The organism is Stenotrophomonas sp. PI_27 (assembly GCF_027854495.1).
Taxonomy (GTDB): Bacteria; Pseudomonadota; Gammaproteobacteria; order Xanthomonadales; family Xanthomonadaceae; genus Stenotrophomonas; species Stenotrophomonas pavanii.
In genome coordinates, this window is sequence record NZ_JAJNOF010000001.1 from 358183 (window position 1) to 372540 (window position 14358).

Consider the following 14358-nt stretch of genomic DNA (forward strand, 5'->3'; position numbering starts at 1 on the left):
AGGGCGGCCACGATGGCCGCCTTTCACTCCCAGGACGCCGCAGCACCATCGCGCGTGACAACCGTGGGCAGCTTTTCCGGATTCAGCACGCTGTAGACATTGGCGATGCGGCCGTCGACCACTTCGATGGTGGTGACCGAGTGCAGGCGCTCGCCGTGGAAACGCAGGATCGCCGGCTCGCCGTTGACGTAGCCCAGCTGCGCCGGATGCGCCGCGCCGCGGCGGGCGATGGCCCAGAACAGGCGGCCGATGCGCTCGGCGCCCCGCAGCGGGCGGATCGCGGCGGTAACCACGCCGCCACCGTCGGAGACCAGCAGCGCGTTGGCGTGCAGCAGGGCCTGGATCGCCTCGCTGTCGCCGCGCTGCGAGGCGTCCATGAAGCGCGCCAGCAGCTGCCGGTGCTGGCTGGCATCGGCGTTGAAGCGCGGCCGTCCGGCGTGCAGGCGCTGCCGGGCACGGTGTACCAGTTGCCGGCAGTTGGCTTCGCTGTGGCCGATCAGGTCGGCGATTTCGCGGTAGTCGTGATCGAAGGCCTCCTTCAGCAGGAACGCGGCGCGTTCCTCGGGGCCGAGCTGTTCGAGCAGGGTCAGGAAGGCGACCGAGACGTCGTCGGCCAGCGCATGCAGCTGCGCCGGTCCGGGTGCCGGGTCGGGCTCCAGCGTGACCGCCAGCGGCTCGGCCAGCCACGGGCCGACGTAGTGCACGCGCTCGCGCCTGGCCGCGCGCAGCCGGTCCAGGCCCAGCCGGGTGGTGGTGGTGACCAGCCACGCCTCGGGGTCGCGGACGCTGGCCGGATCGGCGCCGGACCAGCGCAACCAGGCGTCCTGGACCACGTCTTCGGCGTCGGCGCGACTGCCGAGCAGGCGGTAGGCCAGGGCCATCAGGCGCGGACGGTGGGTCTGGAAGGCGGTTTCGGCGTTCATGGGGGCAAGGACGCCGCAGCGGCGCGTGGCGTGACAGAGCGTCGGGGGAATCTTGCCGGCCAGCGGCCGGCACTACCACCCCGGGGCCGGGGGAGGGGGTAAAATGGGCGGATTACCCCCGCCAGCCTCGAGCAAGCGAGCAAGCCGTGACATCGATCAAGCAGGAAGACCTCATCCAGTCCATCGCCGACGCGCTGCAGTACATCTCGTACTACCACCCGGTCGACTACATCAAGAACCTTGCCGCCGCCTACGACCGCGAGGAGTCGCCGGCCGCGAAGGAAGCGATGGCGCAGATCCTGATCAATTCGCGGATGTGCGCGGAAGGCCACCGCCCGATCTGCCAGGACACCGGCATCGTCACCGTGTTCCTGGAAATCGGCATGGACGTGCGCTGGGATGACGCCACCATGGGCGTGGAAGACATGGCCAATGAAGGCGTGCGCCGCGCCTACATGCACCCGGACAACAAGCTGCGCGCCTCGGTGCTGGCCGATCCGGCCGGCAAGCGCATCAACACCAAGGACAACACCCCGGGCGTGGTCAACGTCAAGGTGGTGCCGGGCAACACCGTCGACGTGATCGTCGCCGCCAAGGGCGGTGGTTCGGAAGCGAAGACCAAGTTCGCGATGCTCAACCCGTCCGACTCCATCGTCGACTGGGTGCTGAAGACCGTGCCGACCATGGGCGCCGGCTGGTGCCCGCCGGGCATGCTCGGCATCGGCATCGGTGGCACCGCCGAAAAGGCGATGCTGCTGGCCAAGGAAGCGCTGATGGAACCGATCGACATCACCGAGCTGCAGGCCCGCGGCGCGTCCAACCGCATTGAAGAGCTGCGCCTGGAGCTGTACGAGAAGGTCAACGCGCTGGGCATTGGTGCGCAGGGCCTGGGTGGCCTGACCACCGTGCTCGACATCAAGATCAAGGATTACCCGACCCACGCGGCCAACCTGCCGGTGGCGATGATCCCGAACTGCGCGGCCACCCGCCATGCGCACTTCACCCTGGATGGCAGCGGCCCGGTGATGCTGGACCCGCCGTCGCTGGAAGACTGGCCGAAGCTGACCTATGACGCGTCCAAGGGCACCCGGGTGGACCTGGACACGATCACCCCGGAGGACGTGGCCAGCTGGAAGCCGGGCCAGACCCTGCTGCTCAACGGCAAGCTGCTGACCGGCCGCGACGCCGCGCACAAGCGCATGGTCGACATGCTCAACAAGGGCGAGGAACTGCCGGTCGACCTGAAGGGGCGTTTCATCTACTACGTGGGCCCGGTCGATCCGGTGCGCGACGAAGTGGTGGGCCCGGCCGGCCCGACCACGGCGACCCGCATGGACAAGTTCACCGAGCAGGTACTGGCACAGACCGGCCTGCTGGGCATGGTCGGCAAGGCCGAGCGCGGCCCGGCCGCGATCGAGGCGATCAAGAAGCACAAGTCGGCCTACCTGATGGCCGTCGGTGGTTCGGCCTACCTGGTGTCGAAGGCGATCAAGGCGGCCAAGGTCGTTGGCTTCGCCGACCTGGGCATGGAAGCGATCTACGAGTTCACCGTGCAGGACATGCCGGTGACCGTGGCGGTCGATTCCACCGGTGAATCGGTGCACAAGACCGGCCCGCGCGAATGGCAGGCCCGCATCGGCAAGATTCCGGTGGTGGTGGAGTAAGTCCGCCCGCTTCGATCCAGACGACGGCGCCCGTGTGGCGCCGTTGTTGTATCTGGAGGCAGGATTAACGCGCCTGTAGCCCGGGCTCTGCTACGGTCGGCACACCCTCACACAGGACGTGTCCATGGCCCTGCATCGATTCATCGTGGCCGGCGTGCTGCTGGCCCTGGCCGGCTGCAGCACCCCGGCGTCGTACGAAGGCGCGGATTTCCCTGCATCGGCACAATGCCGCATGCAGTGCCAGGCCAGCTACCGCAGCTGCATGGCGCAGAATGACTCCCTCGGCAGCCGCCAGAGCAATTGCGAGCAACAGGTGGTGCCGGCGCCGGACAAGCGCTGCAAGGACGTGGACAACCCGGACCTGCGCCGCGCCTGCGAACTGAAGACGCATGACTGCACGCTGCGCGCGCCGGTGATGTCCTGTGGCGAGCGCCGCGATAGCTGCATGAGCAGCTGCGGCTGAGCAGCGCTCATCGGCGAGGCGCATAATCGGCCGGTCCACCCGCACAGGATCCGCCGCATGAGCACCACGCTGTATGGTTCGACAAGCACCGCCGCCCTGGTGGTGCACTGGCTGCTGATCGAACTCGGCATCGAGCACGAACTGGTGCTGCTGGATTTCGACGCACGCGAGCACAAGTCGGCCGAGTACCTGGCACTGAACCCTGCTGGCGTGGTGCCGACGCTGCTGATCGATGGCCAGGTCCTGACCGAAGCGGCGGCGATCGCGCTGTACCTGGCCGACCGTCATCCCGAGGCCGGCCTGTTGCCTGCGCTGGGCACAGCCGAGCGCGGTGATGCCTACCGCTGGATGTTCTGGTGCGCCAATACGCTGCAGCCGGCCTACCGGGCCTGGTTCTATCCGCACGAAGTGGCCGGCGAAGCGAACATCGATGCCAGCCGCGAGATGGCGCGCCAGCGCCTGGAACATGCATGGCAGCACGTGGCCACGCACCTGCAGGCGCACGGCCCGTACCTGCTGGGCGCCGCGCCCTGCGTGGCTGACTACATGCTGGTGATGCTGATGCGCTGGTCACGCAACATGCCCCGGCCCAGCGACACCTGGCCGGCGCTCAAGGCGCATGCCACGGCAATGAAGGCGCGCCCGGCGTTCGCAGAGGTGTACCGCCGCGAAGGCATCACCGACTGGCGGTAACCAGAAAAGGGGACGGAGGGGATTAAGTCGTTTGTGCACAAACGACTTAATCCCCTCCGTCCCCTTTTCCGTTACAGGATCTCCAGCACCGTTTCCGGTGGGCGGCACAGGCGGGTGCCTTTGGGCGTGCGCACCACCGGGCGGTTGATCAGCCGCGGGTGTGCGGCCATCGCTGCCAGCAGGGCGTTTTCATCGGCACCGTCCAGGCCCAGTTCGGCGAACTGGGCTTCCTTGCTGCGCACCAGCGCCTGCGCGTCCAGCCCGGATTCGGCCAGTACCTGGCGCAGCATGGCCACGTCGGGAGGACTGTCCAGGTAGTCGATCACCACCGGGTCGAAGCCTGCGTCGCGGATCAGCTTCAATGCACCGCGCGAGTTGCTGCAGGCGGGGTTGTGCCAGATCGTCACGGCCATCAGAACCATTCCAGCAGCGATACGCCCACGCCCACATAGGTGGCCTTGTGGTTGTAGTCGATCAGGCTCTCGCCGTAGCCATCGAAGATCTGCACGTGGCCACGCAGCAGGTTGCTGATCGGGAAGCCGTAGTCCAGCTGCAGCGCGCCGTGCGAGCGGTTGCCGGTGCGCAGCGAATGACGCGCCATGAGCGAGACTTCATGCCCGTTGCGGTTCCAGGTCAGGGTCGCGTCACCACGGCCCATGTAATCCTCGATGTCCGGATTGTTGTCTTCGCTGCGGGTCTCCGGAATGCGGTACCACGGGCGCAGCACCAGTGCCCAGTTCTCGCGGTCCAGGCCGACGTTGAGCATGACCCGGTTCCAGCTGCGCGAGAGCGGATCGGCCCGTCCGTTGGACTGGTGGTTGAGGCTGATGCCGGTCATCCGTCCGCGCCAGCCACCGATCGAGTAGCCGTTGCGGAATACCATCATCACTTCCGGCTCGTAATTGGTCTCGCGGAACGGACGCGAATCCTCGCTGTTGTAGGCCTGCCAGCGCGAACTCTGGGTGTAGCCGGCCCAGATGTCGCCGTTGTCGCCGAACAGGTTCTCGGCGATCTTGGTCTTGAAGCTGATCTGGAACTTCAGCTCGGCACTGTCGAGTACCTGCGGCGTGGTCACGCTGTTGGCCGGGTTCGGCGAGTGCGGCATGGTGTTGCGGTCGCTGGTCCAGAACGCGGGCAGCAGGTACACCGGCTTGTAGGCACGCAGCTGGAACGGCCCCAGCTTGGAGTCCTCGGCCAGTTCCCAGCGGCTGTCCAGCAGCGAACCGCGGCCGGCGTTGGCCAGTGCGCTGTCCGGCGTCGCCGGGCGGAACAGGTCGCTGACCCGCTCGCGCAGCTTCTCCTCGCCCTGGCTCACGGCGGCGGTCTGCCGCTCTTCGCGGCGTGCCTGCGCCGCCGCTTCGGCGGCCGCATCGGCGGCGGCGGTGGCCTCCGGGGTACGCCCGAACAGGCGGTCATAGCAGGCCAGGCGGGCCGCATCGGTGGTGATCGCCGCGCAGGCAGCCGGCGAGGTGTCTGTGCTGGGCGCGAACTCCTGCGCAGCCAGCGGTGCACTGGCCAGGGCAAGCGCCAGCGGCGCCAGACGGGGAAACAGCGTGGGGAGGGTCATTGCAGCAGGCCCTTCGGTGAATTCGGGAATCGCACAGTGTGGCGGCTGCACCGGGTCACGGCCAGCCCCACGGTTTATGCACGGTCACCGCGTGCGTGTGGCGTGAAGGCGGTCCGCCTCAGAAGAACCAGGCGAATGCGAACAGGCCCAGCATCGCGATCACCACCGCCAGTTTCAGCGCCAGCCCCAGCAGGATGCCGAGCCAGGTGGCCAGGCCGACCTTGGTCGAGCGGCCGAGTTCGCGGGTGTGCCAGTACTCGCCGAGCAGGGCGCCGATCAGCGGTCCGGCGAACAGGCCGATCGGCATGAAGAACAGGCCGACGATGCTGCCGGCAAAGGTTCCCCAGAGCGCCTTGCGGCTGGCGCCGACGCGCTGTGCGCCGACCACCGTGGCCAGCACATCGGCCAGCAGCGAAAACACGGTCAGCATGCCCAACGCGACCAGGGTAGGCCAGCCGACATGGGCAAAGCCGTCGGCCCACGCGGCCAGCAGAAGACCGATGAAGACCAGCGGGATGCCCGGGAGCGCAGGCAGGACGATGCCGGCGATGCCGATCAGGACAAAAATGACCGCTAGCAGATACAAGATGAATGAGAGTCCCATGCTGTCCCGTATGGTGGTCGTTTTGGGGTTGACAGTGAAAGATTTTGCCAGTTGCTTTTTCGTTTTGGGCGGGTTAAGTTGCAGTCGCTGAGCTTGGCAAGGTCACCGTGGATCGTGGCCTGATGAAGCAAGATCTTCCCGATCCGCTGCATCGATGCACCTCGCTTCCCCCTTGCTTGTCAGCCGCCCACCAGGCGTTTCCAACAACAAGAGAGAGTCAAAGGGAGTTAGTGAGATGGCTGAGCGCGAGACCGGTACCGTAAAGTGGTTCAATGATGCGAAGGGCTTCGGCTTCATCAGCCGGCAGAATGGCGAGGACGTGTTCGTGCACTTCCGCGCCATCGAGACCCAGGGCTTCAAGAGCCTCAAGGAAGGCCAGACTGTGAGCTTTGAAGTCGTGCAGGGCCAGAAGGGCCTGCAGGCTGACAAGGTGCAGCCGGTGTAATACCCGCCGCCCGTCGGCACGAAAAAGGCCCGCGCAAGCGGGCCTTTTTCGTTGCCGGTGGCCCGCAGCAGGTCAGCGCAGGATGACCTTGCCGTTGACCACGCGCACGTAGGTGTTCTCGCGGATGCCACCCAGATCGCGCTGGTTGACCACGATGGTGCGGCCATCATCCATGCGCACGCTGATGTCGTAGGTATCGCTGGTGACGTTCTTCTGGATCTGGTTGCCGGCCAGGGCGCCACCGACCGCGCCTGCGGCGGCGGCGATGTTCTTGTTGCCACGGCTGCCACCGGTGTGGTCGGAGATTTCATGGCCGGCCACGGCGCCGACGATGCCGCCGAGGATCGCGCCGGTCGCGCTGGGCGCGGTGCGGCCCGAGGGCACGGTGTTGATGCGGGTGACGATGCCACAGTCAGCGCAACGGCCCTGGTTGTAACCGCCATTGTTGCCGTAGCCGCCGTTGTTGTAGCCGTTGTTGTAACCACCGCCGCTGTAACCGGGCGAGGTGGCACAGCCAGCCAGCGCGAGGGTAGCGATGGCGCTGGCGGCGATGAGCTGGATCTTCATGGGGCGTCTCCTGGCCGTGAAGGCGGGTGGGTTGGGTGGTACTGCGTCGTGCAGCAGGGTGGACGAATCCTCTCCTTTCGAACGTGAACAACGCGCCAACCGTGCGCGTGCTGCCCGGCTGCAGGATGAATGCGGCTCAGCGGAAATCCTGATGGCAGGCGCGGCAGTCCGCCTGCAGGGTTTCGACCACCTGGGCCAGCGCCTTGCAGTCGCGTGGCGGCGAGGCCAGGGCCATGTTGAGGTTGCCGCGCAGCTGGCTGGCGTGCTGCTGGAACTGCGCACTGTCCTTCAGCCCCGGAAAGGCCAGGTCCAGGTCGTTGGACAGCAGGCGCAGCGCCTGCAGCCGCGGCACGCTGTCGGCCAGGGTGCAGCGGTTCTGCTGCTGGGCCTGCTGCAGCAACTGCGTCTGCCGCTGCATGACCTGCATCAGGCTGCCCGGAAACGGATCGCGGCGGGCCTGCAGGGCCCGGCTCACCATCACCGTGGCTATCAGGCCGATCAGCAGGCCCAGGCAGAGCACGAACAGGTAGCGGTGGGCGGCGGACAGGCGGCGTGGCGGGCTGGCGTTCATGCGGGCTCTCCGGACATGCAACGGTGGGTTCGATGCCGGCACACGCAGGCGCCGGCGCCTGCACGTTAAAATAGCTTGATGAACGAACAGGTAAAACAACGCTTTGCCGGCATCGAACGGCTGTATGGCGTCGGCGCACTCGAGCGCCTGCAGGGCAGCCGCGTGGCGGTGGTGGGCATGGGGGGCGTCGGCTCGTGGGTGGTAGAGGCGCTGGCCCGTTCGGCGGTCGGCCACCTGACCCTGATCGATGCCGATGACATCTGCGTCTCCAACACCAACCGGCAGCTGCCGGCGATGGAAGGCAACTACGGTCGCAACAAGGCCGAGGCGATGGCCGAGCGCTGCCGTGCGATCAACCCGGACATCGGGGTCGACGCGGTGCAGGCGTTCCTGACCGTGTCCAACATGGCCGAGCTGCTGGATCGTGGTTTCGATCTGGTGATCGACGCCTGCGACAGCTTCCGGGTCAAGGTCGAGACGATTGCCTGGTGCCGCCGCCGCAAGCTGCCGCTGCTGACCGTCGGCGCCGCCGGTGGGCGCACCGACCCGACCCTGGTGCGCATCCGCGATGTGTCGCGCACCGAGCACGATGCCATGCTGGCGCTGATCCGCAAGAAGCTGCGCAGCGAGTTCAACTTCCCGAAGAACGCCAAGCGTTATTTCGGCGTGCCGGCGGTGTATTCGCTGGAGAACGTGAAGTATCCGCAGGCCGATGGCAGTGTCTGCGGCATCCGGCCGAACCTGGGCGCCGATGCGGCGTTGAAGCTGGATTGCGGTGCTGGCCTGGGCGCGGCGACCCACATCACCGGTGCGTTCGCCTTCGCCGCGGTGGGCAAGGCGCTGGAGATGCTGCTGGAGCCGAAGAAGGCGAAGGCTGAAGTGGTCGAGGATGGCGCCGAGGCGTGATGGTAGTGCCGGCCGCTGGCCGGCAACTCCGGAATGATCGAATCAGCGCTGGTGCCGGCCAGCGGCCGGCACCTACCCGTTACATTGCCGGCAGCGCGAACAGCCGCCGTGCGTTTTCCGTGGTGATCCGGGCCACTGCCTCCAGCTCCATCCCGCGCAGTGCAGCTACGTGACGGGCGATGGTTGCCAGGCGCGCCGGTTCATTGCGCTGGCCACGGATGCCCGCGTCGGGCTGGTCGGGTGCGTCGGTTTCCAGCAGCAGCTGTTCCAGTGGCATGTCGCGCACCAGCCGCTGCAGGCGCTGGGCACGCTCATAGGTCAGCGGACCGCCAAGACCCAGCAGGAAGCCTTGTTTGTGCAGTTGCGCGGCCTGTTCGGGGCTGCCGGAAAAACTGTGCACCACGCCGCGCAGGCCGCCGATGCGGCGGATCGCGGCAATCACCGCATCCACCGCGCGTCGCGCGTGGACGATCACCGGCAGGTCGAATTCACGGGCCAGTTCCAGCTGGCCGATGAAATACGCCTGCTGGGCCTCGGCATCCAGTCCTTCGACGAAGAAGTCGAGGCCGCATTCGCCGATCGCGCAGGGGCGTTCGCGCGCGATCCACTCGCGCAGCAGCGGCAGGTGCCCAGGCTGGTGCTCGGCCAGGAACATCGGGTGCAGGCCATAGGCCGGGTGCAGTCCCGGTGCCTGCCGGCAGACCTCGCGCAGCTTCGGCCAGCTGGCAGCGGTCACCGCGGGCACGACCTGCAGGCGCACGCCTGCGGCCTGCGCGCGTGCGATCACGGCGGCGCGGTCACTGTCGAACTCGCCGGCATCGAGATGGCAGTGGCTGTCGACCAGCAGGTTCAACGCTGCTCCAGCGGGGGCTGCGTGGCCGTGTTGCGATTCTTCCAGTTGGCCAGCAGCAGCGTGCCGAAGCCGAGCACCAGCTCATCGACGAACGGGATCGGGTCCGGGATGAACAAGGTCAGCACGAACAGGCCGGCGGTGAGCTTGAACAGGGTGGGGTAGCGCAGCCGGCGCGCCCATTGCAGTACCGGCAGCAGCATCGGGTTGGCCATGGCGGGAATCCTCGTGGGGAATATGCAAACGCTACCACGGGCCCAGCATTTCCCGATGCTGAATGGGTTACAGGAATGAGCAGGAAATGTGGAGATTCCGTTCAGGCAGCGCGTGCTGCAATCTGCCTCGAGAACGTTGCGGATGGTCCGCAAGGAGCAGGTCATGAAAAGCACAACTACAACTGTCCTGGTCGCAGCGGGCGCGCTGCTGGTCGGTGGCATCGCCACCGCCGCCTTCATGAAGAGTGGCGACCGCTCGCCCGATTCCATCAGCGCCGCAACCCCCAATGGCGAGTCGCGCCTGGTCGATGGCAACGCCACCGACGATGGCGCACGTGGTGACACGCTGGCCCCGTCCGCGCCGCGCGGGCTGGAGTACGCCGACGTGCTGAAGGTCGACCCGATCACCGAGAAGCAGAAGGCCTATGCCACCGTGATCGGCACCGATCCGGTGCGCGAGACCTCCACCACCCAGACCCCGCACGAGGTCTGCCAGGACGTGACGGTGCAGGAACGCCTGCCGGAACGTGATGGCAACGTCGGCGGCACCGTGGTTGGCGCGGTGGTCGGTGGCCTGCTCGGCAACCAGGTCGGTGGCGGCAACGGCAAGAAGGCCGCGACCGCAGCCGGTGCGGTGGCCGGTGGCTTCATCGGCAACCAGATCGACAAGCGCCACGTGGGCGGCCGCGTGGTCAATCGCACCGAGCGCCAGTGCCACACCGAGACCGCAACCTCCGAGTCGAGCCGTGTCACCGGTTACAACGTGACCTATCGCAACGAGGACGGCACCACCGGCACCATGCGCATGGCCAGCAAGCCGGGCAGCCGCATCGCCATGGGCACCAATGATGTGGTGAAGGGCTACAACGTGACCTATCGCTACGACGGCGCCGAGAAGACCGTGCGCATGGACAACAAGCCGGCCAGCGATCGCCTGCCGGTGGTCGATGGTCAGCTGGTCACGCAGACCGCCGCAGCCGGTGCCACCGCCGCAGCGACGCGCCAGTAATCCCAGGCAACCGCAGTACCCGACGGGCCGGCACATGCCGGCCCGTTCTGTTGCAGCCGGTGGTGTTCATCCGCACGGCGGGGCAATCCACCATCATGGACGTTCCCTTCGACATGGAGTCGGCATGAGCATCTTCGACCTGCGCATCGAAACCGAGCGGCTGATCCTGCGCCCGCTGCTGCGCGAAGACTACGAACCGTATCTGGCGTTCTGCGCCGACGAGGCCACGATGCGTACCCTGGGCGGCGTGCAGCCCCCCTCGGTGGCCTGGCGCGGTTTCTGCAGCCTGGCCGGTGCCTGGCAGCTGTTCGGCTTCTCGATGTTCAGCGTGATCGAGAAAGCCAGTGGCGAATGGATCGGGCGGATGGGACCGTGGCAGCCGCAGGACTGGCCAGGTACCGAAGTCGGCTGGGGCATCCGCCATGCCAGCTGGGGCAGGGGCTACGCGCCGGAGGCGGCGGTCGCGGCGATCGACTGGGCGTTCGACACGCTCGGGTGGGATGAGGTGATCCACACCATCGCCGAGAACAACGACAACTCGCGGGCGGTGGCGCGAAAGCTGGGCAGCACCCTGCTGCGCATGGGGGAGCTGCCCGCGCCCTACAACGACAAGCCGATGCAGATCTGGGGGCAGTCGCGCGAGCAGTGGCGGCAACGCGCGCGCTGAGCGTGGCCTGGTAGTGCCGGCCGCTGGCCGGCAATCGCTTGGATCCAGCTGCATCGAGGATGCCGGCCAGCGGCCGGCACTACCAGCTGCATCGAGGTTGCCGGCCAGCGGCCGGCACGACCGCGTTGCCATGCTGCACCCGCGCTTGGCATTCATCGGCGTGCTTGCCAGACTGCACGCAGCCGGCCGCCGGCCGGATACGAGGGAGCAGGCAATGGTGGAAGAGCGGGTCCCGTTGACGGTGCACGGCATGTCGGTGTCAGGCAATTGCCACAAGGTCCGCCTGCTGCTGGAGCAGCTCGGCAGCCGCTACCGCTGGGTAGAGGTGGACAGCGCCCATGGCCAGACCCATACCCCCGAGTTCCTTGCGCTGAACCCCAATGCCAAGGTGCCGCTGATCGTCCGCTACGATGGACGTGTGTTGACCGAGTCCAATGCGATCCTGTTCTGGCTGGCCGAAGGCACGCCGTACCTGCCCAGCGATGGATGGGAGCGCGCGCAGGCGCTGAGCTGGATGTTCTTCGAGCAGTACACGCACGAGCCGTGCGTCGCAGTAGCGCGTTTCATCCGTGGCTGGACCCCGGCGGATTCACCGCGCCGCGCCGAACTGCCACGGTTGCACGAACGTGCCGCCAGCGCGCTGGCGGTGATGGAACAGCACCTGCGCCAGGCACGTTGGTTCACCGGCAGCGGCTACGGCATTGCCGATATCGCACTGTTCGCCTACACCGATGTGGCAGGCGAGGGTGGCATCAGCCTGGAGCCGTTCCCCGAGGTGCGCGCCTGGCTACAGCGGGTGCGTGGGCAACCCCGCTTCCTGCCGATGCCGGCGGTGACCGCCGAGGTACGCGCGCGATTCGAGGCCGCGTGATGCCCGCAGCGTAGTGCCGGGCACGCCCGGCGGAATGCAACAACGACACGGAGGGTGTTCGATGTTTGCTGTGGTCCCGGATCCGATTCCCGCGCGCATGCGCGTGCTCAACCGCGCCGAGGTGTGCGACGCCAATTTCCTCGAGGCGGTGCGTGGCTGGCGGGGTACCGCGCGCGCGCGCCCTGCGCCGGACGCGCCGATCCTGCCGGGCAGCACGCTCAGCGCCGCGGCGTTCGGTGAACTGTTCGATTCGCAGCTGGCCAGCCGCCAGCTGGACCTGATGGCCCGCGTCCTGCGCGTGCAGAACAAGGTCTTCTACACCATCGGTTCGTCCGGCCATGAAGGCAACGCGCTGCTGGCGCGGGCCTGCCGGCATACCGATCCAGCGTTCCTGCACTATCGCTCCGGTGCCTTCATGGCCGAGCGTTCGCGCCAGGTGCCGGGCATCGATCCGTTGCGCGATGCCGCGCTTTCGTTCGCCGCCAGCGCCGACGATCCGGCCAGCGGGGGCCGGCACAAGGTGTGGGGCAGCAAGCCGCTGTGGGTGCTGCCGCAGACCTCGACCATCGCTTCGCACCTGCCCAAGGCGCTGGGCACCGCACTGGCCCTCGAGAGTGGCAGGCGCCTGGGCCACGCGCTTCCCATTCCGGCCGACAGCATCGTGCTGTGCTCGTTCGGCGATGCCTCGGCCAACCATGCCACGGCACAGACCGCATTCAACACCGCGATGTGGTCGGCTTACCAGAAGCTGCCGGCACCGGTCCTGTTCGTCTGCGAGGACAATGGCCTGGGCATCTCGGTGAAGACGCCGGAGGGCTGGATCGCCGAGCGTTTCGGCCGGCAGCCGGGGCTGGACTACTTCTTCGCCGATGGCCTTGACCTGGCCGTGGGGCATGCCCAGGTGCAGGCCGCGGTGGACCATTGCCGGCGCACCCGGCGGCCGACCTTCCTGCATCTGCGCACCACGCGCCTGATGGGTCACGCCGGCACCGACTTCGAAGTGGAATGGCGCCCGTTGCCGGAGCTGTGCGCGGCCGAGGCGCAGGATCCGCTGCTGCGCTCGGCGCAGATCGCGCTGGAATCGGGCTGGATGGATGCGGCAGCCGTCGAGACCGCCTACGAGACGATGCGTGCGCGCTGCATGGCCGCCGCCGCCGAGGCCGAAGGACGGCCGAAGCTGCAGTCGCTGCAGGCGGTGATGGCGCCGCTTGCGCCGTACACGCCGGCTGCGGTGCAGGCCGAAGCGCGGCGCGAGGTGCCCGCCGCGACGCGCGAAGCGCTGTATGGCGGTGCGCAGGCCCTGCCCGAACGGCAGCCGCCACGCCACCTCGCGATCCAGATCAACCACGTCCTGCAGGAACTGCTGGCGAAGTATCCGCAGAGCCTGCTGTTCGGCGAGGATGTCGCGCAGAAGGGCGGTGTCTACACCGTCACCAAGGATCTGCTGCGCCGCTTCGGCCCACGCCGGGTGTTCAACACCCTGCTGGACGAGACCATGATCCTGGGCATGGCGCAGGGCCTGGCCAACCTGGGCATGCTGCCGATTCCGGAGATCCAGTACCTGGCCTATCTGCACAACGCCATCGACCAGGTGCGTGGCGAAGCGTGTTCGCTGCAGTTCTTCTCCAACGACCAGTTCCGCAACCCGATGCTGGTGCGGGTGGCCGGGCTGGGCTACCAGAAGGGCTTCGGTGGCCACTTCCACAATGACAACTCGGTCACCGCGCTGCGCGACATTCCCGGCCTGGTGGTGGGCTGCCCCTCGCGCGGCGACGACGCGGTGATGATGCTGCGCACGCTGGCCGCACTGGCGCGGGTGGATGGGCGCGTGGCGGTATTCCTGGAGCCGATCGCGTTGTACATGAGCAAGGACCTGCACGAAGCGGGGGATGGCCAGTGGCTGTTCGACTACCCGGCACAGGGCCAGGCGCTGGTGCCGGGCGAGGGCCGGGTCTACGCACCGGAGGCCGGAGACCTGGTGATCTACACCTATGGCAATGGCGTGCCGATGGCGTTGCGCGCGGCGCGGGCCATCGAACAGCAGCTGGGCTGGCAGGTGCGGGTGGTCGACCTGCGCTGGCTGGTACCGTTGGATGCCGGCTTCATCGCCGCCCAGGCCGCCAGCGCGCGGCGGGTGCTGGTGCTGGACGAAGGTCGCCACAGCGGCGGAGTGGGTGAGGGCGTGGTCACGGCGCTGGTCGAGGCCGGCTTGGGTCACCTGCCGCTGCGCCGGGTCTGTGGCGCCGACACCTACACGCCGCTGGCGGGGGCAGCAATGTTCGGGCTTCCAAGCGACAATGCGGTGATTGGCGCCGCCCTCGACCTGGCGCAGGAACCCTGATG

General features: G+C 67.5%; 17 protein-coding genes. 9 read left to right on the forward strand and 8 right to left on the reverse strand.

Annotation, left to right across the window (positions count from 1 at the left end; translation table 11 throughout):
• Positions 1-23: 23 nt before the first annotated feature.
• Entirely contained in the window at positions 24-923 is a 900-nt protein-coding gene (locus LRM18_RS01670) for an RNA polymerase sigma-70 factor (RefSeq protein ID WP_270949882.1), read from the reverse strand.
• Positions 924-1069: 146 nt separating this feature from the next.
• Between LRM18_RS01670 and LRM18_RS01675 the strand changes: the two genes are divergently transcribed.
• From LRM18_RS01675 to LRM18_RS01685, 3 genes are all read left to right on the forward strand, one after another.
• The gene (locus tag LRM18_RS01675) at positions 1070-2587 is read left to right on the forward strand and encodes a fumarate hydratase (protein WP_154330910.1); all 1518 of its coding nucleotides are present in this window, start codon (positions 1070-1072) and stop codon (positions 2585-2587) included.
• Between the two features lie 124 nt (positions 2588-2711).
• Positions 2712-3050 (forward strand): hypothetical protein, encoded by a 339-nt coding sequence (locus LRM18_RS01680; RefSeq protein ID WP_074724874.1) that lies wholly within the window; start codon positions 2712-2714, stop codon positions 3048-3050.
• A 57-nt stretch (positions 3051-3107) separates the two neighbouring features.
• Positions 3108-3743 carry a glutathione S-transferase family protein gene (locus LRM18_RS01685; protein ID WP_053460851.1) on the forward strand — a complete coding sequence of 212 codons (636 nt, stop codon included), beginning with the start codon at positions 3108-3110 and terminating at the stop codon, positions 3741-3743.
• A gap of 71 nt (positions 3744-3814) precedes the next feature.
• Here the strand turns inward: LRM18_RS01685 and arsC are convergent, their stop codons facing one another.
• The 3 genes from arsC to LRM18_RS01700 all read right to left on the reverse strand — a co-directional run bounded on the left by arsC (position 3815) and on the right by LRM18_RS01700 (position 5914).
• Positions 3815-4156: an arsenate reductase (glutaredoxin) gene (arsC, locus tag LRM18_RS01690; RefSeq protein WP_270949886.1), complete on the reverse strand. Its 342-nt coding sequence runs from the start codon at positions 4154-4156 to the stop codon at positions 3815-3817.
• A complete protein-coding gene (locus LRM18_RS01695) occupies positions 4156-5310 on the reverse strand; it encodes a phospholipase A (protein WP_270949888.1) in 1155 nt (384 codons plus the stop codon). Before LRM18_RS01695 ends, arsC begins: the two co-directional genes overlap by 1 nt.
• A 118-nt stretch (positions 5311-5428) precedes the next feature.
• Positions 5429-5914, reverse strand: a complete 486-nt coding sequence (locus LRM18_RS01700) for a DUF456 domain-containing protein (RefSeq protein WP_270949890.1) — start codon at positions 5912-5914, stop codon at positions 5429-5431.
• 235 nt (positions 5915-6149) lie between these two features.
• Here LRM18_RS01700 and LRM18_RS01705 point away from each other — a divergent pair, with 235 nt between their 5' ends.
• The gene (locus LRM18_RS01705) at positions 6150-6359 is read left to right on the forward strand and encodes a cold-shock protein (protein WP_014647720.1); all 210 of its coding nucleotides are present in this window, start codon (positions 6150-6152) and stop codon (positions 6357-6359) included.
• Positions 6360-6431: 72 nt separating this feature from the next.
• Here the strand turns inward: LRM18_RS01705 and LRM18_RS01710 are convergent, their stop codons facing one another.
• Both LRM18_RS01710 and LRM18_RS01715 read right to left on the reverse strand, forming a co-directional pair.
• Positions 6432-6926, reverse strand: a complete 495-nt coding sequence (locus LRM18_RS01710) for a glycine zipper 2TM domain-containing protein (RefSeq protein ID WP_005417545.1) — start codon at positions 6924-6926, stop codon at positions 6432-6434.
• 136 nt (positions 6927-7062) lie between these two features.
• Positions 7063-7497 carry a cytochrome c gene (locus tag LRM18_RS01715; protein ID WP_074724871.1) on the reverse strand — a complete coding sequence of 145 codons (435 nt, stop codon included), beginning with the start codon at positions 7495-7497 and terminating at the stop codon, positions 7063-7065.
• A gap of 78 nt (positions 7498-7575) precedes the next feature.
• On the opposite strand from LRM18_RS01715, the gene LRM18_RS01720 reads away from it, so the two are divergent.
• A complete protein-coding gene (locus LRM18_RS01720; protein WP_164081822.1) occupies positions 7576-8403 on the forward strand; it encodes a tRNA threonylcarbamoyladenosine dehydratase in 828 nt (275 codons plus the stop codon).
• Between the two features lie 79 nt (positions 8404-8482).
• On the opposite strand, the gene LRM18_RS01725 is transcribed toward LRM18_RS01720, so the two are convergent.
• Together LRM18_RS01725 and LRM18_RS01730 are read right to left on the reverse strand one after the other, a co-directional pair.
• Positions 8483-9256: a TatD family hydrolase gene (locus LRM18_RS01725; protein WP_270949907.1), complete on the reverse strand. Its 774-nt coding sequence runs from the start codon at positions 9254-9256 to the stop codon at positions 8483-8485.
• The gene (locus LRM18_RS01730) at positions 9253-9468 is read right to left on the reverse strand and encodes a DUF6116 family protein (protein ID WP_270949909.1); all 216 of its coding nucleotides are present in this window, start codon (positions 9466-9468) and stop codon (positions 9253-9255) included. Before LRM18_RS01730 ends, LRM18_RS01725 begins: the two co-directional genes overlap by 4 nt.
• Positions 9469-9631: 163 nt before the next feature.
• Between LRM18_RS01730 and LRM18_RS01735 the strand changes: the two genes are divergently transcribed.
• From LRM18_RS01735 to LRM18_RS01750, 4 genes are all read left to right on the forward strand, one after another.
• Positions 9632-10477: a glycine zipper 2TM domain-containing protein gene (locus tag LRM18_RS01735; protein WP_049466688.1), complete on the forward strand. Its 846-nt coding sequence runs from the start codon at positions 9632-9634 to the stop codon at positions 10475-10477.
• A 124-nt stretch (positions 10478-10601) separates the two neighbouring features.
• Positions 10602-11144, forward strand: a complete 543-nt coding sequence (locus LRM18_RS01740) for a GNAT family N-acetyltransferase (protein ID WP_053460845.1) — start codon at positions 10602-10604, stop codon at positions 11142-11144.
• A gap of 214 nt (positions 11145-11358) precedes the next feature.
• The gene (locus tag LRM18_RS01745; protein ID WP_270949912.1) at positions 11359-12015 is read left to right on the forward strand and encodes a glutathione S-transferase family protein; all 657 of its coding nucleotides are present in this window, start codon (positions 11359-11361) and stop codon (positions 12013-12015) included.
• Positions 12016-12076: 61 nt separating this feature from the next.
• Positions 12077-14356 carry a thiamine pyrophosphate-dependent enzyme gene (locus LRM18_RS01750; RefSeq protein WP_270949914.1) on the forward strand — a complete coding sequence of 760 codons (2280 nt, stop codon included), beginning with the start codon at positions 12077-12079 and terminating at the stop codon, positions 14354-14356.
• Positions 14357-14358 lie beyond the last annotated feature (2 nt).

What these genes read in the sequence shown, in the direction of transcription:
- LRM18_RS01685 (WP_053460851.1), top strand. Translation starts at nt 3,108, where the DNA reads ATGAGCACCACGCTGTATGGTTCGACAAGCACCGCCGCCCTGGTGGTG.
- LRM18_RS01735 (WP_049466688.1), top strand. Translation starts at nt 9,632, where the DNA reads ATGAAAAGCACAACTACAACTGTCCTGGTCGCAGCGGGCGCGCTGCTG.
- LRM18_RS01715 (WP_074724871.1), bottom strand. Translation starts at nt 7,497, where the DNA reads ATGAACGCCAGCCCGCCACGCCGCCTGTCCGCCGCCCACCGCTACCTG.
- LRM18_RS01750 (WP_270949914.1), top strand. Translation starts at nt 12,077, where the DNA reads ATGTTTGCTGTGGTCCCGGATCCGATTCCCGCGCGCATGCGCGTGCTC.
- arsC (WP_270949886.1), bottom strand. Translation starts at nt 4,156, where the DNA reads ATGGCCGTGACGATCTGGCACAACCCCGCCTGCAGCAACTCGCGCGGT.
- LRM18_RS01695 (WP_270949888.1), bottom strand. Translation starts at nt 5,310, where the DNA reads ATGACCCTCCCCACGCTGTTTCCCCGTCTGGCGCCGCTGGCGCTTGCC.
- LRM18_RS01680 (WP_074724874.1), top strand. Translation starts at nt 2,712, where the DNA reads ATGGCCCTGCATCGATTCATCGTGGCCGGCGTGCTGCTGGCCCTGGCC.
- LRM18_RS01700 (WP_270949890.1), bottom strand. Translation starts at nt 5,914, where the DNA reads ATGGGACTCTCATTCATCTTGTATCTGCTAGCGGTCATTTTTGTCCTG.
- LRM18_RS01710 (WP_005417545.1), bottom strand. Translation starts at nt 6,926, where the DNA reads ATGAAGATCCAGCTCATCGCCGCCAGCGCCATCGCTACCCTCGCGCTG.
- LRM18_RS01705 (WP_014647720.1), top strand. Translation starts at nt 6,150, where the DNA reads ATGGCTGAGCGCGAGACCGGTACCGTAAAGTGGTTCAATGATGCGAAG.
- LRM18_RS01740 (WP_053460845.1), top strand. Translation starts at nt 10,602, where the DNA reads ATGAGCATCTTCGACCTGCGCATCGAAACCGAGCGGCTGATCCTGCGC.
- LRM18_RS01720 (WP_164081822.1), top strand. Translation starts at nt 7,576, where the DNA reads ATGAACGAACAGGTAAAACAACGCTTTGCCGGCATCGAACGGCTGTAT.
- LRM18_RS01745 (WP_270949912.1), top strand. Translation starts at nt 11,359, where the DNA reads ATGGTGGAAGAGCGGGTCCCGTTGACGGTGCACGGCATGTCGGTGTCA.
- LRM18_RS01730 (WP_270949909.1), bottom strand. Translation starts at nt 9,468, where the DNA reads ATGGCCAACCCGATGCTGCTGCCGGTACTGCAATGGGCGCGCCGGCTG.
- LRM18_RS01670 (WP_270949882.1), bottom strand. Translation starts at nt 923, where the DNA reads ATGAACGCCGAAACCGCCTTCCAGACCCACCGTCCGCGCCTGATGGCC.